A 22539-nucleotide genomic window follows, 5' to 3' on the forward strand; every position below is an offset into this window, starting at 1 on the left:
TATGGAATTCACGACTCAACACCTGATCGCCCTCCTACCGCTGCTGGTCACCTGCGCCACCATTGTCGTGGTCATGCTGGCCATCGCCTGGAAGCGGCACCACTCCTGGACCTTCGGCCTCTCGGTCATCGGTCTCAACCTGGCCCTGGTTTCCATCCTCCCAGCCCTCAAGGTCGCCCCGCTGGAAGTGACCCCGCTGATGATGGTGGACAACTTCGGCGCCTACTACATGGCCCTGGTCCTGGCCGGCACCCTCGCCTGCGTCACCCTGATCCACGCCTACCTGGGCGGAGATTCGGGCAAGGGCTACCCGGGCAACCGCGAAGAGATGTACCTGCTGATCCTCCTGTCCGCCGCCGGCGGCCTGGTGCTGGTCACCGCGCAGCACCTGGCCGGCCTGTTCATCGGCCTGGAACTGCTCTCGGTACCGATCTTCGGCCTGGTGGCTTACGCCTTCTTCAACAAGCGTTCTCTGGAAGCCGGCATCAAGTACATGGTGCTTTCGGCCGCCGGCTCCGCGTTCCTGCTGTTCGGCATGGCACTGCTTTACGCCGACGCCGGCAGCCTGAGCTTCAGCCAGTTGGCCGCTGCCGGTACTTCCAGCGTGCTGTCCCAACTGGGCATCGGCATGATGCTGATCGGCCTGGCGTTCAAGCTGTCCCTGGTCCCCTTCCACCTCTGGACCCCGGACGTGTACGAAGGCGCCCCGGCGCCGGTGGCCGCCTTCCTGGCCACTGTCAGCAAGGTCGCGGTGTTCGCCGTGCTGCTGCGCCTGTACCAGCTCTCCCCGGCCACTGCCGGCGGCTGGCTGAACGACCTGCTGACGGTGATCGCCATCGCCTCCATTCTTTTCGGCAACCTGCTGGCTCTGGTGCAAAACAACATCAAGCGTCTGCTGGGCTACTCCTCTATCGCCCACTTCGGCTATCTGCTGGTGGCGCTGATCGCCAGCAAGGGCCTGGCCGTGGAAGCCATCGGCGTCTACCTGGCCACCTACGTGCTGACCAGCCTCGGCGCCTTCGGCGTGGTGACCCTGATGTCCACGCCTTACAGCGGCCGTGACTGCGACGCCCTGTACGAGTACCGCGGTCTGTTCTGGCGCCGTCCGTACCTGACCGCCGTGCTCACCGTGATGATGCTGTCGCTGGCCGGTATCCCGCTCACCGCGGGCTTCATCGGCAAGTTCTTCGTCATTGCCGCCGGCGTCGAATCCGGCCTCTGGTGGCTGCTGGGCGCCCTGGTCCTGGGCAGCGCGATCGGTATCTTCTACTACCTGCGCGTCATGGTGACCCTGTTCCTGGTCGAGCCCAACCTGCGCCGCCACGACGCGGAACTGCACTGGGCCCAGCGCGCCGGCGGCATCATGCTGCTGTTCGTCGCCCTGCTGGCCTTCTTCCTCGGCGTCTACCCGCAGCCGCTGCTGGACCTGGTCCATCACTCCGGCCTGGTGGCCCTGGCCAACTGAGGCAGCACTGCAGAAACAAGAAACCCGGCCAGGCGCCGGGTTTTTTGTGGGCGGGTGTTTTCCAGGGTGGCGCCGGTGCGCCCGCCCTTTCGTGGCTCACGGCGGCAATTGCACCTTGCCGCGCGTCTCGGTGAACAGGTCCCAGCTCGCCACGAAGAGCGCGGCGATCAGCGGGCCGATGACAAAACCGTTGAGGCCGAACAGTGCCAACCCGCCGAGGGTGGAGATCAGCACCAGGTAGTCGGGCATGCGCGTGTCCTTACCCACCAGGATGGGGCGCAGCACATTGTCCACGAGGCCGATCACCAGGATGCCGAACACCGCCAGTCCCACGCCCGCCCAGATCGCGCCTTCCATCACCAGGAACAGGGCCACCGGCCCCCAGATCATCCCGGCGCCCACCAGCGGCAGCAGGGAGAAGAAGGCCATCATCACGCCCCAGAACACCGGGCTGGGAATCTCCAGCACCCAGAACACCAGGCCGCCAAGGACACCCTGGCAGATGCCGACCACCAGGCTGCCCTTGACCGTGGCGCGCACCACGCGGGTGAACTTGATCTGCAGCCGGCGCTTATGCTGCTCGCCGAGGGGCACTGCCATGCGCACGTTACGCGCCAGGTCCAGGCCGTCGCGCAGGAAGAAATACAGCAGGTAGAACATGACGAAGAAGCTCACCACCACTTCGAAGGTGTTCTGGCCGATGGCGAACGCCTTGGTGGCGAGGAACTGGCTGCCCTGCAGCATGCCGCCGACAATGCGATCGCGCAGGCCGTTGACGTTGCCGATCCCCAGGCGGTCCAGCTGGCGCTGGAGGAAATTCGGCAACAGGTCCTTGAACTGGTTGACGTAGGCGCCGATATCCAGCTCGCCGGACTCGACCCGGTGATAGAAGTCCGCTCCTTCCTGCACCAGCAGCAGGCAGATCAGCAGGGCCGGCAGCACCGCAACCAACAGGCAGATGGCAAGGGTGATCATCGCCGAAAGATTGCCGCGCCCACCCAGGCGCAGAGCCAGCTCGCGCTGCAGAGGGGAGAAGATCACCGCCAGCACCACGGCCCAGAACACGGCGCCGTAGAACGGCAGGAGTATCCAGCAGAAGGCAAGGGATACCACCACCAGCAGGAGGATCAGGGTGCGGTTTTCCAGTTGGCGCTGAGAGGCCATGGCGGGGTCGCGGGCTGTGGAGGACCTACTGGGTTAGTCCGCGGGGTGCCTGGGAAAGTGCGAAGTGTTTTCGCGCCCCCGCCATTGCATGGTGCTGAAGCATGTAGGAGCGAGCTCTGCTCGCGAAGCGGTTCGCGAGCAGAGCTCGCTCCTACGTTGGGGGCGGCCGGGCATTCATCGAAGCCCGGCGCCGATCAGATCCTGAACTGCTTCACCAACCCGCCCAGGCTATCCCCCAGGCGCGCCAGGCTGCGCGCGGTGTCGGCGCCATGGCGGGTTTCCTCGGCGACGCTGTCCACGGCCACGGCGATCTGGTGCACGCTGCGGTTTATCTCCTCGGCCACGGCCGTCTGCTCTTCGGCGGCGCTGGCGATCTGCGCGTTCATCGCGTTGATGGTGCCGATCAGCCCGGCGATGGCGTCCAGGGAAGCACCGGCCTGGTTGGCCTGGGCGCTGGTGGTATCGCCGGCGTCGCTGGAGCGGCGCATGGCGGTCACGGCGTCCTGGGTGCCCTGTTGCAAGCGGTCGATCATGCCCTGGATTTCCTGGGTACTCTGCTGGGTGCGGCTGGCCAGGGCGCGCACCTCGTCGGCGACCACGGCGAAGCCGCGCCCGGCCTCGCCGGCACGGGCCGCCTCGATGGCGGCGTTCAGGGCCAGCAGGTTCGTCTGTTCGGCGATGGAGCGGATCACGCCGAGCACGCTGACGATGGACTGCACGTCCTGCTGCAGGCTATCCAGGGACAGGCCGCTGCTGCGGATATCACCCACCAGGGCATGGATGCGGCTGATGCTGCCATCCACCACCTGCTTGGCCGCCTGCCCTTCCTGATCGGTCTGCTGGGCGGCTTCGGCCGCGCCCTGGGCGCTCCGCGCCACTTCATGGGCGGCGGCGGACATCTCGTTGATCGCGGTGGCCACCTGGTCGGTTTCGTGGCGCTGGCGCTCCATGGCCTGTTCGGAGCGTTGCGCCTGGGCCGCCACCTCGCCCACCAGGCCGGTGAGCTGGCCGGTCATGTCGACGATCTGGCGCACCAGGCCATGGATCTTCTCGACGAAGCGGTTGAAGGAGCCGGCCAGTTCGCCCAGCTCGTCATGGCTGTCCACCACCAGGCGGTGGGTCAGGTCGCCGTCGCCGGCGGCGATGTCGTCGAGGTTGGCTTTGATCCGTTGCAGCGGACGCACCAGTGCGTTGGCCAGGCCCAGGCCAACCACACCGAGGATCACCAGCAGCACGGCGGCGATGACCAGTACGCTGCTGACTATGGTCCTGACGCGCTCGTCGATCTCGGCCTCGACCTTGGCCACCTGGGCGGCCACGCCATCCAGGTTCACTGCGGTGCCCAGGGCCAGGTCCCACTTCGGCAGGTAATAGCTGTAGGCGAGCTTGGGCACCAGCGCACTCTCGTTGCCTGGCATCGAGGAGCTGTATTCCACGTAGTTGGAACCGTCCTTGGCCACTGCCACCAGGCGATCGTTCACGGCCACGCCGTTGGGGTCCTTGCGGCCGGTGAAGCTCTTGCCGACATCCACCGGACTGTCGCCACGGAAGAGACGGACCACCTGGGAGTCGTAGCCGAAGAAGTAGCCGTCGTTGCCGTACTTGATCTTCGACAGGACCGCGATGGCCTGGTCGCGGCTGGTGGTATCGCCGTAGGCGGCGGCGTCATAGAGCGGCTGCACCGAACCCAGGGCGATCTGCATGTAGCTCTGCAGCTTCTGGCGACTTTCCTGCACCAGGCGCTCGCGGGTGTTCTTCACCTCCTCTTCGGCCAGGCCGTGCAGCACCTGGGTCACCGCACCGGACAGCACCAGCGCGAAGAGGATCACCGGCACCAGTGCCAGCAGAAGGACTTTGGTCTTCAGGGTCAAACGCATCGAGCAATCCTCGGAAGGCTGGGCGCAGAAAGCGAGACGGGGTTACCGGTGTATCGGCAACCCCGCTTCGAGCTTAAGCGACCCTTTGGTCGAAAAGATGAAGCTCGCGCCGGATGCGACGCGGCTCAGAGCACCATGGCCGCGACCCAGCCAAAGGCCAGCAGCGGCAGGTTGTAATGCAGGAAGGTGGGCACCACTGTGTCCCAGATATGGTTGTGCTGGCCGTCCACGTTCAGGCCCGCGGTCGGACCCAGGGTCGAGTCGGAGGCCGGCGAGCCGGCGTCGCCCAGGGCGCCGGCGGTGCCGACTATGCTGACGATGGCCAGCGGGCTGAAGCCCAGTTGCAGGCAGAGCGGCACGAAGATCGCGGCGATGATGGGTACGGTGGAAAAGGACGAGCCAATGCCCATGGTCACCAGCAGTCCCACCAGCAGCATCAGCAATGCACCGAGTGCCTTGCTGTGGCCAATCCAGCCAGCCGAGGTCTCCACCAGGGTCGCCACCTGGCCGGTTTCGCGCATCACCTCGGCGAAGCCGGAGGCGGCGATCATGATGAAGCCGATCATGGCCATCATCTTCATGCCCTCGGTGAACAGATCGTCGGCTTCCTTCCAGCGCACCACACCCGAGAGCGAAAAGATCACGAAGCCCAGCAGCGCTCCAATGATCATCGAGTCCAGCCACAGCTGCACCGCGAAGGCCACCAGGATGGCCACGCCGGCCACCCCCAGGCTCATCGGGTTGTAGGCCACGTTCACCTGCTCGGCCTGGGCGATGCGCTCCAGGTCATAGCTGCGTTTGCGGCGATAGCTGAAGAGCGCGATCAACAGGCCGGCGAGCATGCCCAGGGCCGGTATCAACATGGCCTCGGTGACATTCACACCGGTAACGTCGCCGCCACTTTTCACCACATTCGCCAGCAGTATCTCGTTCAGGAAGATATTGCCGAAGCCCACCGGCAGGAACATGTAGGGGGTGATCAGGCCGAAGGTGATCACGCAGGCGACCAGCCGGCGGTCGATCGACAGACGCGTCAGTACATAGAGAAGAGGCGGTACCAGGAGCGGAATGAACGCGATGTGGATGGGCAGGATGTTCTGCGAAGAAATGGCCACGCATAGCAACAGGGCGACCAGCAGCCATTTCAGCGCGCCACCGCCGTTGGCTTCCTGCCGGCCCACCAGCGCCAGGGCCTTGTCCGCCAGGGCGTGGGCCAGGCCGGAGCGCGCGATGGCCACCGCGAAGGCGCCCAGCAGCGCGTAGGAAAGCGCCACGGTGGCGCCGCCGCCGAGCCCCTTGTTGAAGGCCGCCAGCGAGGCTTCCACGCCCAGGCCGCCGACCAGTCCTCCCGCCAGTGCGCCAACGATCAGCGCCACCACCACATGCACCCGGCACAGGCTGAGGACGAGCATTATCCCCACCGCCGCCACTACCGCATTCATCGCCTCTCCTCAGGTTTCCCGATCACGCCGGCCGCGGCCCTGCCGCGGAAAAAAAGCGCGCACTCTGCCGAAACCGAATGCCCCTGTCAAAAGCGTTCGGAATATTGGGCGGAGTGTGCATAATTCTTGCCTCCAAATTGCACCCTCGTGCATTCCGCACGGCTATTCGTCGTCTTTGCGTCAAGAGATCGCCACTGATGCCGACAACGAATGAAGTTCCGACGAGACAGAAGGAAACCCCCATGCCGTTCACTCGCCTGTCCATCCAGAGGAAGATCACCCTGCTGACCGGCCTCTGCCTCCTGGCCATCGTGACCCTGCTGGTCGGCTCGTCCCTCTACCAGTCCGAGCGCAGCGCCGGTCTGGTGAAAGCCGACAGCAGCCAGATGCTCGACCAGAGCGCACGCCTGCGCCTGCAGGCCCGGGCAGAGCTGCAGGCGATCCGCATCCAGCGCTACTTCATGGACAACTACCAGTACGGCAAGGGCTTCTCGCGCCAGGTACTGTTCCTCAAGGAGCAGGCGGAAAAGCGCTTCCTCGATGCCTTCGACCTGCGCGAGGACCTCACCCGCCAGGTACGCACCAGCCTGGAAGCCAACCCGGAAATCCTCGGCCTCTACCTGGTGTTCGAACCCAACGCCCTGGACGGCAAGGACGAACTCTTCGAAGGCCAGGCGGAACTCGGCAGTAACGACAAGGGCCGTTTCTCCCTTTATTGGTCGCAACCCACGCCCGGCAAGCTCGAGTCCGAATCCATGACCGAGGAGTTGCTCGCCGACAGCAGCACCGGCCCCAGCGGCGCCCCCTACAACGCCTGGTACACCTGCCCGATGAAGACCGGCCAGGCCTGTGTGCTCGACCCCTACTTCGACAACGTCAGCGGCAAGCAGACCCTGATGACCAGCATCGCCTTCCCGCTGCAGCTGAACGGCAAGACCGTGGGCGTCATGGGCCTGGACATCAGCCTGGAAAGCCTGCAGCAACTGAGCCTGGCCGGGAACCGCGAGCTGTTCGACGGCAATGGCCACGTCAGCATCATCAGCCCCGCCGGCCTACTCGCCGGCCACAGCCGCGACACCACCCAGCTCAGTGCCAAGCTGGTCAAGGCCTTCGGCGACAAGGCCGGCGAACTGACCGGCAACCTGCAGGCAGGCAAGTCCGTGCAGATGGAGCACGACGGCATGCTCCGGGTGATGGAGCCGTTCAAGCCGATCCCCACTGCCGCGCCCTGGAGCGTACTGCTGGAAGTGCCCGAAAAAGTGCTGCTGGCGCCGGCCCTTGAACTGGAAGCCAAGCTCGACCAGCAAAACCACACCGCCAACCTGGTGGGCCTGTTGATGGGCCTCGTCGCGGCCATCGCCGGCCTACTGCTGGTCTGGCTCACCGCCCGGGGCGTGACCCGGCCGATCCTCGGCGTCGCCGGCATGCTTAAGGACATCGCCAGCGGCGAAGGCGACCTGACGCGGCGCCTGGACTACGCCCGCCAGGACGAACTGGGCGAACTGGCCGGCTGGTTCAACCGCTTCCTCGACAAGCTGCAACCGGTCATCGCCGACGTCAAACGCTCGGTGCAGGACGCCCGCAGTACCGCCGACCAGTCCGCCGCCATCGCCAGCCAGACCAGCGCCGGCATGCAGCAGCAGTACCGCGAAGTGGACCAGGTAGCCACCGCCTCCAACGAGATGAGCGCCACCGCCCAGGACGTTGCACGCAGCGCCGCCCAGGCCGCCGATGCCGCCCGTGGCGCCGACCACGCCACCCGCGAGGGGCTCGGCGTGATCGGCCGCACCACCAGCGCCATCGACCAACTGGCCAGCGAGATGAGCGCGGCCATGGAAGAGGTGCAGAGCCTCGCCGCCAGCAGCGAGCAGATCGGTTCGGTGCTGGAAGTGATCCGCGCCATCGCCGAGCAGACCAACCTGCTGGCCCTGAACGCCGCCATCGAGGCGGCCCGCGCTGGCGAGGCCGGGCGCGGCTTCGCGGTAGTGGCCGACGAAGTGCGCAACCTGGCCCGGCGTACCCAGGACTCCGTGGAGGAAATCCGCCAGGTGATCGAAGGCCTGCAGCACGGCACCCGTGAAGTGGTCGGCTCGATGCACAGCAGCCACCGCCAGGCCCAGGGCAGCGTCGAGCAAGTGGAGCAGGCGGTCGCCGCCCTGCAACGCATCGGCGATGCGGTGACGGTGATCACCGACATGAACCTGCAGATCGCCTCGGCCGCCGAAGAGCAGAGCGCGGTGGCCGAGGAGATCAACCGCAATGTGGCGGCCATCCGCGACGTCACCGAATCGCTCTCCGGCCAGGCCGCGGAATCGGCCCAGGTCAGCCAGGCGCTCAACCGCCTGGCCAACCACCAGCAGGGATTGATGGATCAGTTCCGGGCCTGACGTTCTCCCCCTCTCCCCAACCCTCTCCCGCACGCGGGAGAGGGAGCCGTCCGCGCGCCGCCGCAACCCTGTACTTCTCCTGTAAGGCGCTTTCCATCGCCAAGCGGGAGGCAGCTCCGCCTCCTGACGCCATCGGTGTCTCACTCTGGCGCACATTTCCTTGATGACTCGCAACCGGCCAGCTAGCCTGCCCGCGGTCTCAACAAGGAACCCCAAGATGCTGAACATCGTCCTGATCGCCGGCTCCAGCCGCGCCAACAGCCAATCGGGCAAGGTCGCCCGCTTCATCCGCCAGCGCCTGATCGACCTCGACAAGGCCAGCCCCAGCTCCTGCAGCATCATCGACCTCGGCCAGGGCCCGCTGCCCCTGTGGCCGGCCGAAGACACCGGCCCCTGGGCCGGGTACCAGCAGCAGCTGCGCGACGCCGATGCGGTGGTGGTGATCGCCCCCGAGTGGAACGGCATGGCCTGCCCGGCCATCAAGAACTTCTTCATCTACGCCAGCAAGGCCGAACTGGCCCACAAACCGGGTCTGCTGGTAGGCGTCTCCTCCGGCATCGGCGGCGGCTATCCCATCAGCGAACTGCGTGCCTCCAGCTACAAGAACTGCCGCCTCTGCTACCTGCCGGAGCACCTGATCATCCGCGGCGTGGAGAAGGTGCTGAACGAAGTCGACCCCGTGAGCGAAGACGACCAGCGCATCCGCGCTCGCATGGATTACGACCTGGATATCCTCGCCCGCTACGCCGAGGCCCTGAAGCCGGTGCGCGCCGCCATCGACATGAGCATCCCGGCCTTCGCCAACGGGATGTAAGCCCTCTGCACGCGTAGGGTGGATATCGCTTTTCATATCCACCTTCGCGGCCCAGCCTGGCTACGCTGGTGGATCGATGAAGCGCGATCCACCCTACGCCCAGGTTGAGCGGGTACCTGTAGGGGCGATTTCAATCGCCAAGCAGACCGCAGGTCTGCCCCGACCTATAGGGACAGCTTCGCCGCCCTTGGCGAATGAATTCGCCCCTACAACAACTGATGCTTGTGCAACAGCCGATAGAAAGTCGGCCGCGATACCCCCAACACCTTGGCCGCATGGCTGAGGTTGCTGCTGTAGTGGGCCAGCGCATCGCACAGCGCCTGATATTCCGCCCGCCGCTTGTAGTCCTCCAGCGTGCCCAACGGGACGCCCTCGACCGGCGCACTCTGCAGGCCCAGGTCGTCCGCTTCGATCTGCCCGCACTCCGCCAGGGCATAACCGCGCCGCACCCGGCTGGCCAGCTCACGCACGTTGCCCGGCCAGCGATGACGCGACATGGCGGCGAGGGCTTCCTCGCTGAAGTGGCTGGGCCGCCGCCCGGCCTCCAGGCTGTAGAGGTCGGCGAAGTAGCCGGCCAGTAGTGCGATATCCCCCTGGCGCTTGCGCAGGGGCGTAATCACCAGCCGGTTCTGCTCCAGCCACAGGCGCAAGCCGGAGTCGAATCGCCCCTGCCCGACCAGCTCGCCCAGCTCTTCCCGGCTGGACGCCAGCACTCGCACATCCAGCGGCAGCACCTCGCCGTCGGCATGGCGCAGGACCTTGCCGCGCACACAGGCCAGCAAACGCTCCTGATGGCCCAAGGGCAGTTCGTGGATAGCATCGAGAAACAGGGTGCCGCCATTGGCCGAGGCCAGTTTGCCCTGGTGTCCGAACAGCAGGCTGGCGGTTTCCCCCTCCGGCAGCACGCCGCAGTTGAAACTGACGAATGGGCCTGCCACCCGTCGTGACATCCGGTGCAGGGTGCGCGCCACCAGTTCCTTGCCGCTGCCACTTTCGCCATGGATCAGCACCGGCTTGTCGCTCGGTCCCAGGCGTGCGAGCTGCTTGCGCAGATCCCGCAACGGTCGACTCTGGCCCAGCAGCTCGTGCTGGTCGCCACGGCGATTGCCGATACCACGCAGGCGGGCGATGCCAAACGCGCGGCCGAGCAGGCCCTGCAGCCGCGGCAGATCCACCGGCACGGCCAGGGCATCGAAGAACCACTCGCCGATGAATTCGTCCAGGCTCGGGCCCGACTGATTCGCCGAGTCGATCAGGGCGATCCATTCGGTGCCGCTGCGGCTGATCAGGTGCTTGACCCCTTCCGGGCGTTCCAGGTGCTCGCTGCGCAAGCGCAACAGACCGATGTCGTAGCTCGCCGCCAAGGCCTGGTCCAGGCTCTGGCTGGAGACCGACCAGCCGGCCTCCTCGAGGTGGGGAAGGATCAACCGGCAGTGGTCACAAGGGTCCACCAGCAGGAGACGTCGCGGTGCGGACGGAATGGCTTCCAAGATTAACCTTCCTTGACGTCAAAAAATTGATTTATCAATTAAAACAATAGGTTGGAACAGACATTTGTAACGCTAGCAAGAACTTTGACGATCTTTGGAACGTTTCTCTATAAGGCCAATTCCCCTTCGAGCTTTAGCGGGGCGGCTGTACCGGGCAAACGTCTCGACAGCGTTCCAATCCGGGCCAATACTCGGGCGATTCCTTCCCTGCCTTGCGGGGCCTGCCATGAACCTGCTTATGCGTGCCGCCGCGCTCGACGACCTGTCGGCGCTGGCGGAGCTCGAGGGCCGCTGCTTCGAGACCGCCCGCCTGGGCCGGCAGCAGTTCCGCTGGATGATGGTCGAGGCCAATGCCAGTCTGACCGTGGCCGAGGGTGACGGCCGCATCCTCGGCTATGCCCTGGTGCTGTTCCGCCAGGACAGTACCCTCGCCCGGCTCCATTCCATCGCCACCGACCCACGCGCCCGTGGCAACGGCATCGGCCAGCGCCTGCTGGAAGCGGCCGAAGCCAGCGCCCACGATCATCAATGTGCCTACCTGCGGCTGGAGGTCTGCCCCGACCTCCGCCAGGCCGTGGCGCTGTTCGAGCGCAACGGCTACAACAACCTGGGCCTGCTGCAGGACTTCTTCCCCGATCACCGCGAAGCCCTGCGCTTTGAGAAGCGCGTGGCGCGCCATCCCCAGACTCTGCAGCGGCATGTCCCCTACTACCACCAGACCACCGAATTCACCTGCGGCCCGGCCTGCCTGATGATGGCCATGGGTGCTCTGGGTGGCGCCCCCCCGGGAAATCACCAGGACGAGGTGCGCCTCTGGCGCGAAGCCAGCAGCGTGCACATGCCTGGCGGACATGGCGGCTGCAGCCCTCACGGCCTGGCCCTGGCGGCCTGGCGCCGGGGCTATCGGGTCAGGTTGCACCTGAGCCAGCAGGAGCCGCTGTTCCTCGAAGACGTGCGCAACCCTGGCAAGCGGGAGGTCATCCGCCAGGCCCACGAGGACTTCTGCAACGCGCTGCAGGAGACGGACATAGAGCAGCACCTCGGCGACGATCTGGACCTGGCGCCACTGCTGGAGGCCGGCGGACAACCCTTGGTCCTGGTGGACGGCCATCGCCGCAGCCGCAGCCGCGCGCCCCACTGGGTGCTGGTCACCGACTACGACCGCACCTTCGTCTACCTCCACGACCCCAATGCAGAGCGCAGCCTGTTGCGTCGCCCGCAGGACTGCCAGCATGTGCCGGTCACCCATCGGGAGTTCGAACGCATCAGCCGGTTCGGCCAGGGCAAGCAGCGCGCGGCCGTGGTGCTCTACTCCAGGCCTTAAGACATTTTTGTAATGGCACCTTGCCAATACCCAGTCTGATTGGCATAAGGTAGGAAAATTTAATCAAGCTACAAGGATGTATCTGATGCGCGTCCTACGTCGTGTCCTTCTGCTGGCGCTCTTCCTGCTCCTGGCAGGCCTGGCGGTCGTCCTTTATTACATCGCCAACCCCAACCTGCCCGCCTACCAGTCGCCAAGCCAGCTGCACTACCTCGAGCAGTGGGGCGAACAAGAGCGCCAGACCTACTACTACACGCCCCAGGGCACCTTGGTTAAGGGCCTGCGCTACGACTGGTTCACCGCACTGGAGCTGCCCTTTTCCCGCGACAAGTTCGCCCGCCCCGAGTACCTGGCGCGCTTCGGCTTCCTTGTCGACCCGCAGCAGAAAGCCACACCGCAGAACCCCGGCAACCTGCCCGTGGGCCTGACCCGCCACCAGGACGCCAAGACCGGCACGCACTACCTCGACATCAGCTGCGCCGCCTGCCACACCGGCGAGCTGCGCTACCAGGGCCAGGCCGTGCGCATCGACGGCGGCGCCGCCTTGCATTCCCTCGCGTCCACCGTGCCCACCCTGCGTGGTGGCAGCTTCGGCCAGGCGCTGGGCATGAGCATGGCCTTCACCTACTACAACCCGCTCAAGTTCAACCGCTTCGCCGAGGCGGTACTGGGCGAGCGTTACCCCGAGGGCAAGAAACAGCTGCGCACCGACTTCAAGCAGGTCCTCGACCGCCTCCTGGGCACCGCCTGGAACGATACCCACCGCGGCCTCTACCCCACCGAGGAAGGCTTCGGCCGCACCGACGCGTTCGGCCGTATCGCCAACAGCGTCTATGGCGATGCCATCAGCCCGTCCAACTACCGGGTCGCCGATGCCCCGGTGAGCTACCCGCACCTCTGGGACATCTGGAAGTTCGACTGGGTGCAGTGGAACGGCTCGGCCATGCAGCCCATGGCGCGCAACATAGGCGAGGCCCTGGGCGTGGGCGCCACCCTGCACCTGTTCCAGCCCGGCGGCGGCACCGTGCCGGAAGCCGATCGCTACGCCTCGAGCGTGCGCGTACGCGACCTCCACACCCTGGAAGAAACCCTCAAGCGCCTGACCCCGCCGACCTGGCCCGAAGCGGTCCTCGGCAAGGTGGACCTGGCCCGTGCGAGCCAGGGCCGCGCCCTGTTCGTCGAGAACTGCGCGTACTGCCACGCGCCCAATGTGGTTCCGCCGGAGCAACGCATGGCTCCCGGCCGCGACCCGGAATGGCACATGCGCATAGTGCCCGTCGACATCGTCGGCACCGACTCCACCACTGCCGACAACATCGCCGATCACCGCTTCGATATCAGCAAGCTGGGCTGGACCCGGGAGCAACTGGCCAAGCTGGACGTCAAGCTGTTCGGCACCAGCCTGGAGCAGGTGGATTTCAGCAATATCTCCAGCGCCAAGGGCCTTGCCTACATCACCGCCTTCGTCGAAGACCAGGCCTACAAGCAGGCTGGAATTTCTGCTGAAGAGCGTGCCGCCCTGGATGGCTTCGGCCTGGCCATCGGCGTGCAGGAGAAGCGTGGCTACAAGGCGCGCCCGCTGGATGGCATCTGGGCTACCCCGCCCTTCCTGCACAACGGTTCGGTGCCAAGCCTGTTCCAGTTGCTCTCGCCGGTCACCGAACGGGCGAGCCAGTTCCATGTCGGCAGCTTCGAGTACGACCCGAAATTCGTCGGTTTCCAGACGAACGCCTTCCCCGGCAGCTTCCTGCTGGACACCTCCATCAAGGGCAACGGCAACCAGGGCCACGAGTTCCGCGACGGTTGTCGCAAGGGCGGTGTGATCGGCCGCTTCCTGCAGCCAGACGAGCGCCTGGCGCTGATCGAATACCTCAAGGTGCTGGGCAACCCGCAGCTGGAAGGCCAGCTTACCCAGGTCGAAGCCCGGCCGTGGACGCCCGGCCCCGCCTGCGAAGGCTGAGCGCTCGCCACCCCACTGAAGCAGACAAAGGACCCACGCACCCATGCTCAAGCGCTTCTGGCTCTGGTTCGGCCGAGTACTCGGCAAGCTCCTCCTCGTCCTGCTGGTGGTCGGCCTGGTCGGCTGGCTGGCGGGCGAGGCCTACTACGGCTGGAAATTTTCCGGCCCGGTGTCCACCGAAGAAGCCATACCCGCCGGTGAGGCCGCGCAAACCCAGGCCATCATCAACGACGCCATCCGCATCGTCGAACAGCACCGCGACAATACCCGCGTGCTGCGCGATGCCCATGCCAAGTCCCACGGCTGCGTGAAGGCCGAGGTGACGGTACTGCCGGAAATCTCCAGCGACCTGCGCGCCGGTGTCTTCGCCGAGCCGGGCAAGACCTGGCAGGCCTGGATGCGCCTGTCCAACGGCAACGCCTTCCCGCAGTTCGACCGCGTGCGCGACGCTCGCGGCATGGCCATCAAGCTACTCGACGTGCCGGGCACAAAGCTGATGACGAGCCCCGCGCACACCGGCGAACAGGACTTCGTGATGTTCAACCACCCGGTGTTCTTCGTCCGCGACGTGGCCGAATACCGGCAGAACTTCAACGCCCAGTCCAACGGCGAGAAGGTCACCGCCTTCTTCCCCAGTTGGGATCCGCGCAGCTGGGAAATCCGCCACCTGATCATCGCCCTCAAGACCCTGGCGCCCGCACCGGACAGCCCGGTTAGCACCACCTACAGTTCCATCTCGCCCTACAAGCTGGGGGAGGCGAACATCAAGTACCGGGTCATCCCCGACCCGCAGAGCTGCCCACCCTACCAGTTGCCCGAGCAGAACACCGCGCTGCCCAATTTCCTGCGCAACGCCCTCTACCAGCAATTGTCCCTGGACCGCGTACCGGCCTGCTTCGCCCTCCAGGTGCAGCAGCAGAACCCCGAACACTACATGCCGATCGAGGACACCAGCGTCGAATGGGACGAGGACATTTCGCCCTTCGTGACCCTGGCCAGGATCAAGGTGCCGGCCCAGGACTTCGACAGCCGCGAACAGAACCTCGCCTGCGACAACCTCTCCTTCAACCCCTGGCATGGCCTGCCCGAGCACCGCCCCATCGGCGGCATCAACCGCCTGCGCAAGGCGGTGTACGAGGCGGTGAGCGCGTATCGGCATCAGCGCAACGGGGCGAGCGAGGCGACGCCTGCCGCTCCGTGATGGGGCGACACTCGCATTCCCTGTAGGGGCGAATTCATTCGCCATGTAGGCCGAAGGTCTGCCCCTGTGACATCCATTGGGGCAGCTTCGCCATCCTTGGCGAATGAATTCGCCCCTACAAGATTGAAATCGCCCCCACAAGTAAGAATCCCCACCCATCAGCCCGGCAGGGCGATGCCCCACTCCGGTGCTAGCATTTTTCCTTACGCACCGGGCGCAAAACCCCGCCCGACGCAGCGCCTGCGGGCCACCCCTGAACATACGCGGAACCAGCCCGAGGCCAATCCGGCTGCCCGCCCTGCCTTCGACCCAAGGTCACTCCGGACAGCGAACGTTCACAGGTCACGGAGCAATGCCATGGCCCAATATCGCAGCGCCCTGCCCCAGTTGGAGGGCGAACTGTTCCTTACTGATGGCGGCATAGAGACCACCCTGGTTTTCCACGAGGGCATCGCCCTGCCCGACTTCGCCGCCTTTGTCCTGCTCAACTACCCCGACGGCCAGGAGGCCCTGCGCAAGTACTTCCGCGCCTACTGCGCCATCGCCAGCCATTTCGGCACCGGCCTGATCCTGGAAAGCCCCACCTGGCGCGCCAATCCGGACTGGGCCAGCCACCTCGGCTTCACCCCCCAGGGGCTGGCCGAGATCAATCGCCTGGCCATCCAGTTGCTGGAGGAACTGCGCGCGGAAGTGGAAAGCGGTCGCACGCCAGTGGTCATCAGCGGCTGCATCGGCCCGCGCGGCGATGGCTACGTGCCGGATGAAGCCATGGACGAATTCCAGGCCCAGCAGTACCACCGGGAGCAGATCGAGCTGTTCGCCGGGACCGCCGCGGACATGGTCACGGCCATCACCATGAACTATGTGGAAGAGGCCCTGGGCATCGTGCTGGCGGCCCGCGAGGCACGGATGCCGGTGGCGATTTCCTTCACCCTGGAAACCGACGGCAGGCTGCCCACCGGCCAGGAACTGAAAGAAGCCATCGAACAAGTGGACAGCTCCACCGCCGCCTACCCCGCCTACTACATGATCAACTGCGCCCACCCCGACCACTTCGAGGATGTTCTGGTGCCGGGGAGCCGCTGGGTCCAGCGTATCCACGGGCTGCGCGCCAACGCCTCTCGCAAGAGCCATGCCGAACTCAATGAAGCCGTCGCCCTGGACAGCGGCGACCCCGAGGAACTTGGGGCCCAGTACGCGAAGCTCCGTCACCGCCTGCCGCACCTGAATGTGATGGGCGGTTGCTGCGGTACCGACCAGCGCCATATCGAGCAGATCGCCAAGGCGTGCAAGCCGCTGTTCCGTGCGGCGTTGTAGGCACGGACCTGGTAGGGCGAATTCATTCGCGAAGAGCTGCGGAGCGGCCCCGGTTCTGAAGGGCAGACCTGCGGCCTGCTCAGCGACTGAAGTCGCCCCCACAGGAAAAGCAAAGGCCTCTGCAGCCCGAGAATGCCCGACCAAGGCCCTCAACTATGCTGTAAGTGAACACGGCATAGCGGGAGGCCCCCATGATCCGCCGTCTGCTGCGCAGGCTCTTGTGCCTGACCCTGCTGTCGCCCGGCACGTTGCTGGCTGCCGGCAGCGTATCGGTGCTGACGGTGGATGGTCCCATCGGTCCGGCAACCGCCGACTACCTGACCCGCGGCATCGAGCGCGCCGAGGAAGACAAGTCGCAACTGGTCGTGCTGCAGATCGACACGCCCGGCGGCCTCGATACCTCCATGCGCAGCATCATCAAGGCGATCCTCGCCAGCCCGGTGCCGGTAGTCAGCTTCGTCGCCCCCAGCGGTGCGCGGGCGGCCAGCGCCGGCACCTACATCCTCTACGCCAGCCATATCGCCGCCATGGCACCGGGCACCAACCTGGGGGCGGCGACGCCTGTGCAGATCGGCGGCATGCCCGGCCAGCCGGAGGGCGACAAGCCCAGCGGCGGCAAGGACGAGAAGAAGGACGACAAGGCCGAACAGTCCAGCAACCAGGAAACCCTCACCCGCAAACAGGTCAATGACGCCGCCGCCTATATCCGCGGCCTGGCGCAGATGCGTGGACGCAACGCCGAGTGGGCCGAGAGTGCGGTACGCGAATCCGTCAGCATCTCGGCCACCGACGCGCAACGGCTGAAAGTGGTGGACCTGCTGGCCCACGACGTCCACGACCTGCTCCGGCAACTGGACGGCAAGACCATCGAGATCGCCGGGCAGAAACTCACTCTGGCCACCGTCGGTGCCCCGCTGATCCAGCGCGAGCCGGACTGGCGCGCGCAGATACTGGCGGTAATCACCAATCCCAGCGTGGCGCTGATCCTGATGATGATCGGGGTCTACGGGCTGATCTTCGAGTTCTCCAACCCTGGCAGCGGCGTCGGCGGCGTGATCGGCGGCATCTGCCTGATCCTCGCCCTCTATGCGCTGCAGCTCCTGCCGGTGAACTTCGCCGGTATCGCCCTGATCCTGCTCGGCATCCTATTCATGGCCGCCGAGGCCTTCATGCCCAGCTTCGGCGTGATCGGCTTCGGCGGCATCGCTGCCTTCGTGGTGGGCGCGGTGATCCTGATCGACACCGAGGTGCCGGGCTTCGGCATCCCGCTGTCGGTGATCATCACCACAGCGGTTGCCAGCGCGCTGCTGATCTTCGGCATCCTGGGCATGGCTGTCCGTGCCCGCCGGCGTGCGCTGGTCAGCGGCGATGCCATGCTGGTGGGCAGCCAGACGACCCTGCTTGACCTGGTCGCGAACGATCCGTACAGCGGCTGGGTGCAGTTGCAGGGCGAGCGCTGGCAGGTGCGCAGCGACATCCCCCTGCAAAGCGGCCAGCGGGTACGGGTGCTGGCGCGCAATGGACTGTTACTGGACGTGACGGCGGATGAAACCCCGCCCAAAGGAGACTGAACATGGCCTTTCCGCTCAGCTTTGCCACCCTCCTGTTCCTGCTGATCGTGCTGGCGGTATCGGCCATCCGCATCTTCCGCGAATACGAGCGAGGCGTGGTGTTCCAGCTCGGGCGTTTCTGGAAGGTCAAGGGACCGGGGCTGGTGCTGATCATCCCCGCGATCCAGCAGGTGGTGCGGGTGGACCTGCGCACCGTGGTGCTGGACGTCCCGCCCCAGGACGTGATCTCCCGCGACAACGTCTCGGTGAAGGTCAACGCGGTGGTCTACTTCCGCGTCATCGACCCGCAGCGCGCCATCATCCAGGTGGAGAACTTCCTCATGGCCACCAGCCAGTTGGCCCAGACCACCCTGCGCTCGGTGCTCGGCAAGCACGAACTGGACGAGATGCTGGCGGAGCGGGAACGGCTCAACGTCGATATCCAGCATGCCTTGGACGCCCAGACCGACGCCTGGGGCATCAAGGTTTCCAACGTCGAGATCAAGCACGTCGACATCAATGAATCCATGGTCCGTGCCATCGCCCGCCAGGCCGAGGCGGAACGGGAGCGGCGTGCCAAGGTGATCCACGCCGAAGGCGAGCTGCAGGCCTCGGAGAAACTGATGCAGGCTGCGGAAATGCTCGGCCGTCAGTCCGGCGCCATGCAGTTGCGCTACATGCAGACCCTGGGCTCCATCGCCAACGACAAGACCACCACCATCGTCTTTCCCCTGCCAGTGGACTTGCTCGGCGGCATCCACAGGGGCAAGCAAAAGGACCAGGAAGGCTGAATCCGGGAACGCGACCCCCTGTTTCGCTCGACCTTTTCAGGGAGATTCCCTGAAAAGCCGCCACTATTCGGCGGGGGCGCGGTGGCCGGGTTTCTACACTTGTTGAAAGGACACAAGAACCCTGGAGGTCGCCATGCGTATCGGAGTGCCGAAGGAGATCAAGAACCACGAGTACCGGGTCGGCCTGACCCCGCAATCCGTGGCCGAATTGACCCGCCTGGGGCATGAAGTCTGGGTGGAAACCAGGGCCGGGGCGGCCATCGGCTTCGCCGACGAGGACTACCTGGCGACCGGCGCCAAGGTGGTCGGCAGCGCCGGCGAGGTCTTCGAACAGGCGCAGTTGATCGTCAAGGTCAAGGAGCCACTGACCCAGGAACGCGCCCGCCTGCGCCCCGAACAGACCCTCTTTACTTACCTGCACCTGGCCCCCGACAGGCCCCAGACCGAAGAACTGATCGCTTCCGGCGCCACCTGCATCGCCTATGAAACCGTCACCGACAGCCATGGCCGCCTGCCCCTGCTGGCGCCCATGTCCGAGGTAGCCGGGCGCATGTCCATCCAGGCCGGCGCCAGCTGCCTGGAGAAAGCCAAGGGCGGCCGCGGCGTGTTGCTCGGCGGCGTACCCGGCGTTGCCCCCGGCAAGGTGGTGATACTCGGTGGCGGTGTGGTGGGCACCCATGCCCTGGCCATGGCCGTGGGCCTGGGCGCCGACGTCACGGTGCTGGACAAGAGCGTGGATGCCCTGCGCCGCCTGGACTCCCTCTACGGCAACCGCATTACCACCCTCTATTCCACCCATGGCACGGTGCGCGAGCAGGTGCTGGCGGCGGACCTGGTCATCGGCGGCGTGCTCATCCCCGGCGCGGCGGCACCCAAGCTGGTCACCGCTGAAATGGTGGCGCGGATGCAGGACGGCGCGGTGCTGGTGGACGTGGCCATCGACCAGGGCGGCTGCGCGGAAACCTCGCGGGCCACCACCCACGCCGACCCCACCTATGTGGTCGATGGCGTGGTGCACTACTGCGTGGCCAACATGCCCGGCGCCGTGGCGCGTACCTCGACCCTGGCGCTGAACAACGCAACCCTGCCCTTCGTCATCGCCCTGGCGCAGAAAGGCACGCGCAAGGCCCTCGAAGATGACCTGCACCTGCGCCACGGCCTTAACGTCGCCAAGGGGCGCCTCACCAACGGCAGCGTCGCCGCGGCCCACCATATGGACTACGTGCACCTGGAGGAAATGCTCAAGCAACTCTAGTTCAGGGGTCGTGCTAGGCCCCGGTGACCACGATTCAGCAGGCGTCCTAGGCCCTTACCTGTGTCGTGGTCATTTTTATGCCTGGCTGAAGGGTGCCAATCCCCAGCAGGTTGGCGCAGCCGTAGGATGTGGCAGTATTCCCCGCGCCTGCGTCGAGAGCACAAGGACAGCCCTCACCGTGGAAACCCCGGTCTTTCTCCTGGTCATCACCGCCGCCGCCCTGCATGCCGGCTGGAACGCCCTGCTAAAGATCGGCCTGGACCGGTTCCTCACCGCCGCCCTGATCCAGATCGCCGCCGGTGTCGTCGCCCTGGCGGTGCTGCCCTTCGTGGACCCACCCAAGCTGGCGGCCTGGCCATGGATCGGACTCTCTGCCCTCCTCCACATCGGCTACAACAGCTACCTGGCCCGTGCCTACCAGCATGGTGACCTGGGCCAGGTCTATCCGTTGGCGCGCGGCAGTTCTCCACTGCTGGTGGCTGGATTGTCGGTGGTCCTGCTGGAAGACAGGCTAAGCGCTGGCGAGTTGCTGGGACTGCTGGTGCTGGTCAGCGGGATCTGGCTGATGGCCGTACGTGGCGGCCGGGGAGCGGCACGAGTCAACGGCTCACTGCTGGGCTGCGCCCTGATGACGGCGTTGTTCATAGCCGGCTACACCCTGGCCGATGCAACCGGCGCAAGGCGCAACGGCGATGCGCTGACCTATTCGATGTGGCTGTTCGCGGTGAACGCCCTGGTGATGACGATGGTGGTCGCCCTGACCCGCGGTCCGCGCACCTTTCTGCAACTCGGCCCGCACTGGCGCGGGGGGCTGGCGGGCGGGACGATGTCGCTGGCGGCCTACAGCATCGCCATCTGGGCCATGACCCAGGCCCCAGTGGCGCTGGTCTCCGCCTTGCGGGAAACCAGCGTGCTGTTCGCCCTGCTGATCGGCGCGCTGGTCCTCAAGGAACCCATGCCGCCGATCCGTCTGCTGGCTTGCGGAGTCATCGCACTGGGCGTCGTGCTGCTCAGGCTGCTCTAGCCGCAGGTGAACTGCTTGACGACGTCCGTCTCATTCACGTCGATATTCAGGCGACGGGAGTTGTAGTCCATGGTCATGACGTCATTGGGGCGCAGCACACGCGCAGTCTCGGCGCCGGATTGGCGCTTGGCCTGCTCGACCAGGGCGACATCGGCGGTCTTGCCGACCAGCGAGGCCACGGCTGCCGAATCGCAGGAGCCGGAAATGGACGGCGCAGCCGCGCTGGAGGATCCCTCGGCGGTAGCCGGGGCGGTAGCGGCGGGCGCCGCTGGCTTGTCGGTCGAGCTGCAGCCGGCAAGGAGCAGGCCGGCCAGAGCGAGACTGAGGGAAATCGACTTGAAGTACATACAACGGTCCTCTTTTGAACGAATGTCCTGGCGTGCGCCTGAGATGGCTTGGCATCACGGCGGGGCTCCTGCCCGCGGCGCACGACCGGTGCATTCTATCCTCTGGCTTTGACTCCGGTCAGGTGACTGCGGCCTAATGCCCCGCCCCTGCAACTTGCCGAAACAGTCCATGCCCAGCACGCCGAATATCCGCCCCAGCACCCTGCACCTGCCCCAGGGCGACTGGGCGACCCTGCTCGACTGCCTCTGCGCCCACTTTCCCGCCATCTCCCGCGACACCTGGCTGGAACGCATGGCGCGTGGCCGGGTGCTGGATGCCGAGGGCCGGCCCCTGGGCCCGGACCACCCCTACCGGATCGGCCTGCGGGTGCACTACTTCCGCGAAGTGAAGGACGAGAAGCCGATTCCCTTCGAGGAAAGCGTGCTGCATGTCGACGACCACCTGGTGGTGGCCGACAAGCCGCACTTCCTGCCGGTGATGCCGGCCGGCGAATACGTCGAGGAGACGCTGCAGGCGCGCCTCACCAGACGCCTGGGCAATCCGGACCTGGTGCCGCTGCACCGCATCGACCGGCACACCGCCGGCCTGGTGCTGTTCTCCGCCAACCCGGCCAGCCGCGGGCGCTACCAGGCGCTGTTTCGCGAGCGGCAGATGCACAAGCACTACGAAGCCATAGCCCCCGCCCTGCCCGGCGTGGACTTCCCGCTGCTGCGGGAAACCCGCCTGGACGCCGGCGAGCCGTTCTTCCGCATGCAGGAGGTGGAAGGCGTCGCCAACAGCCGCACGCGTCTTGAAGTCATCGAGAAGAACAGCGGCCTCTGGCGTTACGCCCTCTACCCCATCACCGGCAAGAAGCATCAGCTGCGCGTGCACCTCGCCGCCCTCGGCGCGCCCATCTGCAATGACGGCTTCTACCCTCTGCTCACCGACCAGGGCGAGCCGGACGACTACCAGCGCCCCCTCAAGCTGCTGGCCCGGGGCCTGGCCTTCGATGACCCGCTCAGCGGCGAATCACGCTGCTTCGAAAGCCGCCTGCGGCTGGACTGGTAAGCCGCACCCGGGCACTCCCGTCCTTGACGGGAGATATGACACAAATAATATTACGACAATAATTCAAGCAGGATATTGCC

Annotated in this window: 17 protein-coding genes; 12 read left to right on the forward strand and 5 right to left on the reverse strand. The window is 65.9% G+C overall.

Features of this window, described 5'->3' with window-relative positions:
- Position 1: 1 nt before the first annotated feature.
- Positions 2 to 1465: an NADH-quinone oxidoreductase subunit NuoN gene (nuoN, locus tag E8F12_RS29255; protein WP_280328699.1), complete on the forward strand. Its 1464-nt coding sequence runs from the start codon at positions 2 to 4 to the stop codon at positions 1463 to 1465.
- 96 nt (positions 1466 to 1561) lie between these two features.
- On the opposite strand, the gene E8F12_RS29260 is transcribed toward nuoN, so the two are convergent.
- From E8F12_RS29260 to E8F12_RS29270, 3 genes are all read right to left on the reverse strand, one after another.
- A complete protein-coding gene (locus E8F12_RS29260; protein WP_280328700.1) occupies positions 1562 to 2629 on the reverse strand; it encodes an AI-2E family transporter in 1068 nt (355 codons plus the stop codon).
- Between the two features lie 194 nt (positions 2630 to 2823).
- Positions 2824 to 4506, reverse strand: coding sequence for a methyl-accepting chemotaxis protein (locus E8F12_RS29265; RefSeq protein WP_280328701.1), 1683 nt, complete (start codon positions 4504 to 4506; stop codon positions 2824 to 2826).
- A gap of 125 nt (positions 4507 to 4631) precedes the next feature.
- Positions 4632 to 5948, reverse strand: a complete 1317-nt coding sequence (locus tag E8F12_RS29270; RefSeq protein ID WP_280328702.1) for a Na+/H+ antiporter NhaC family protein — start codon at positions 5946 to 5948, stop codon at positions 4632 to 4634.
- A 242-nt stretch (positions 5949 to 6190) separates the two neighbouring features.
- Here E8F12_RS29270 and E8F12_RS29275 point away from each other — a divergent pair, with 242 nt between their 5' ends.
- Positions 6191 to 8335, forward strand: coding sequence for a methyl-accepting chemotaxis protein (locus E8F12_RS29275; protein WP_280328703.1), 2145 nt, complete (start codon positions 6191 to 6193; stop codon positions 8333 to 8335).
- A gap of 217 nt (positions 8336 to 8552) precedes the next feature.
- Entirely contained in the window at positions 8553 to 9149 is a 597-nt protein-coding gene (locus tag E8F12_RS29280; RefSeq protein ID WP_280328704.1) for an NAD(P)H-dependent oxidoreductase, read from the forward strand.
- 206 nt (positions 9150 to 9355) lie between these two features.
- Here the strand turns inward: E8F12_RS29280 and E8F12_RS29285 are convergent, their stop codons facing one another.
- On the reverse strand, positions 9356 to 10630 hold the full coding sequence (locus tag E8F12_RS29285; RefSeq protein ID WP_280328751.1) for a sigma-54 dependent transcriptional regulator: 1275 nt from the start codon (positions 10628 to 10630) through the stop codon (positions 9356 to 9358).
- A gap of 235 nt (positions 10631 to 10865) precedes the next feature.
- Here E8F12_RS29285 and E8F12_RS29290 point away from each other — a divergent pair, with 235 nt between their 5' ends.
- From E8F12_RS29290 to E8F12_RS29325, 8 genes are all read left to right on the forward strand, one after another.
- Positions 10866 to 11963: a peptidase C39 family protein gene (locus E8F12_RS29290; RefSeq protein ID WP_280328705.1), complete on the forward strand. Its 1098-nt coding sequence runs from the start codon at positions 10866 to 10868 to the stop codon at positions 11961 to 11963.
- An 85-nt stretch (positions 11964 to 12048) separates the two neighbouring features.
- Positions 12049 to 13923, forward strand: coding sequence for a di-heme-cytochrome C peroxidase (locus E8F12_RS29295; protein WP_280328706.1), 1875 nt, complete (start codon positions 12049 to 12051; stop codon positions 13921 to 13923).
- Between the two features lie 43 nt (positions 13924 to 13966).
- Positions 13967 to 15124, forward strand: a complete 1158-nt coding sequence (locus tag E8F12_RS29300; protein ID WP_280328707.1) for a catalase family protein — start codon at positions 13967 to 13969, stop codon at positions 15122 to 15124.
- 357 nt (positions 15125 to 15481) lie between these two features.
- Positions 15482 to 16441 (forward strand): homocysteine S-methyltransferase family protein, encoded by a 960-nt coding sequence (locus E8F12_RS29305; RefSeq protein WP_280328708.1) that lies wholly within the window; start codon positions 15482 to 15484, stop codon positions 16439 to 16441.
- Between the two features lie 191 nt (positions 16442 to 16632).
- Positions 16633 to 18012, forward strand: a complete 1380-nt coding sequence (locus E8F12_RS29310) for a nodulation protein NfeD (protein WP_280328709.1) — start codon at positions 16633 to 16635, stop codon at positions 18010 to 18012.
- A gap of 2 nt (positions 18013 to 18014) precedes the next feature.
- Complete coding sequence (locus E8F12_RS29315; protein ID WP_280328710.1) at positions 18015 to 18782, forward strand: slipin family protein; 768 nt, start codon at positions 18015 to 18017, stop codon at positions 18780 to 18782.
- 133 nt (positions 18783 to 18915) lie between these two features.
- Positions 18916 to 20037 carry an alanine dehydrogenase gene (gene ald / locus E8F12_RS29320; protein WP_280328711.1) on the forward strand — a complete coding sequence of 374 codons (1122 nt, stop codon included), beginning with the start codon at positions 18916 to 18918 and terminating at the stop codon, positions 20035 to 20037.
- A 178-nt stretch (positions 20038 to 20215) separates the two neighbouring features.
- Entirely contained in the window at positions 20216 to 21061 is an 846-nt protein-coding gene (locus tag E8F12_RS29325; RefSeq protein ID WP_280328712.1) for an EamA family transporter, read from the forward strand.
- Here E8F12_RS29325 and E8F12_RS29330 read toward each other — a convergent pair.
- Positions 21058 to 21408 carry an I78 family peptidase inhibitor gene (locus E8F12_RS29330; RefSeq protein WP_280328713.1) on the reverse strand — a complete coding sequence of 117 codons (351 nt, stop codon included), beginning with the start codon at positions 21406 to 21408 and terminating at the stop codon, positions 21058 to 21060. The two genes, E8F12_RS29325 and E8F12_RS29330, sit on opposite strands and share 4 nt — an antisense overlap.
- A 136-nt stretch (positions 21409 to 21544) precedes the next feature.
- Between E8F12_RS29330 and E8F12_RS29335 the strand changes: the two genes are divergently transcribed.
- Positions 21545 to 22459 carry an RluA family pseudouridine synthase gene (locus E8F12_RS29335; protein WP_280328714.1) on the forward strand — a complete coding sequence of 305 codons (915 nt, stop codon included), beginning with the start codon at positions 21545 to 21547 and terminating at the stop codon, positions 22457 to 22459.
- Positions 22460 to 22539: the final 80 nt, after the last annotated feature.

The organism is Pseudomonas sp. BN102 (genome assembly GCF_029871245.1).
In the GTDB taxonomy this organism is placed as follows: domain Bacteria; phylum Pseudomonadota; class Gammaproteobacteria; order Pseudomonadales; family Pseudomonadaceae; genus Metapseudomonas.

What these genes read in the sequence shown, in the direction of transcription:
- nuoN (WP_280328699.1), top strand. Translation starts at nt 2, where the DNA reads ATGGAATTCACGACTCAACACCTGATCGCCCTCCTACCGCTGCTGGTC.
- E8F12_RS29280 (WP_280328704.1), top strand. Translation starts at nt 8,553, where the DNA reads ATGCTGAACATCGTCCTGATCGCCGGCTCCAGCCGCGCCAACAGCCAA.
- E8F12_RS29260 (WP_280328700.1), bottom strand. Translation starts at nt 2,629, where the DNA reads ATGGCCTCTCAGCGCCAACTGGAAAACCGCACCCTGATCCTCCTGCTG.
- E8F12_RS29300 (WP_280328707.1), top strand. Translation starts at nt 13,967, where the DNA reads ATGCTCAAGCGCTTCTGGCTCTGGTTCGGCCGAGTACTCGGCAAGCTC.
- ald (WP_280328711.1), top strand. Translation starts at nt 18,916, where the DNA reads ATGCGTATCGGAGTGCCGAAGGAGATCAAGAACCACGAGTACCGGGTC.
- E8F12_RS29295 (WP_280328706.1), top strand. Translation starts at nt 12,049, where the DNA reads ATGCGCGTCCTACGTCGTGTCCTTCTGCTGGCGCTCTTCCTGCTCCTG.
- E8F12_RS29315 (WP_280328710.1), top strand. Translation starts at nt 18,015, where the DNA reads ATGGCCTTTCCGCTCAGCTTTGCCACCCTCCTGTTCCTGCTGATCGTG.
- E8F12_RS29275 (WP_280328703.1), top strand. Translation starts at nt 6,191, where the DNA reads ATGCCGTTCACTCGCCTGTCCATCCAGAGGAAGATCACCCTGCTGACC.
- E8F12_RS29335 (WP_280328714.1), top strand. Translation starts at nt 21,545, where the DNA reads ATGCCCCGCCCCTGCAACTTGCCGAAACAGTCCATGCCCAGCACGCCG.
- E8F12_RS29290 (WP_280328705.1), top strand. Translation starts at nt 10,866, where the DNA reads ATGAACCTGCTTATGCGTGCCGCCGCGCTCGACGACCTGTCGGCGCTG.
- E8F12_RS29330 (WP_280328713.1), bottom strand. Translation starts at nt 21,408, where the DNA reads ATGTACTTCAAGTCGATTTCCCTCAGTCTCGCTCTGGCCGGCCTGCTC.
- E8F12_RS29270 (WP_280328702.1), bottom strand. Translation starts at nt 5,948, where the DNA reads ATGAATGCGGTAGTGGCGGCGGTGGGGATAATGCTCGTCCTCAGCCTG.
- E8F12_RS29265 (WP_280328701.1), bottom strand. Translation starts at nt 4,506, where the DNA reads ATGCGTTTGACCCTGAAGACCAAAGTCCTTCTGCTGGCACTGGTGCCG.
- E8F12_RS29305 (WP_280328708.1), top strand. Translation starts at nt 15,482, where the DNA reads ATGGCCCAATATCGCAGCGCCCTGCCCCAGTTGGAGGGCGAACTGTTC.
- E8F12_RS29310 (WP_280328709.1), top strand. Translation starts at nt 16,633, where the DNA reads ATGATCCGCCGTCTGCTGCGCAGGCTCTTGTGCCTGACCCTGCTGTCG.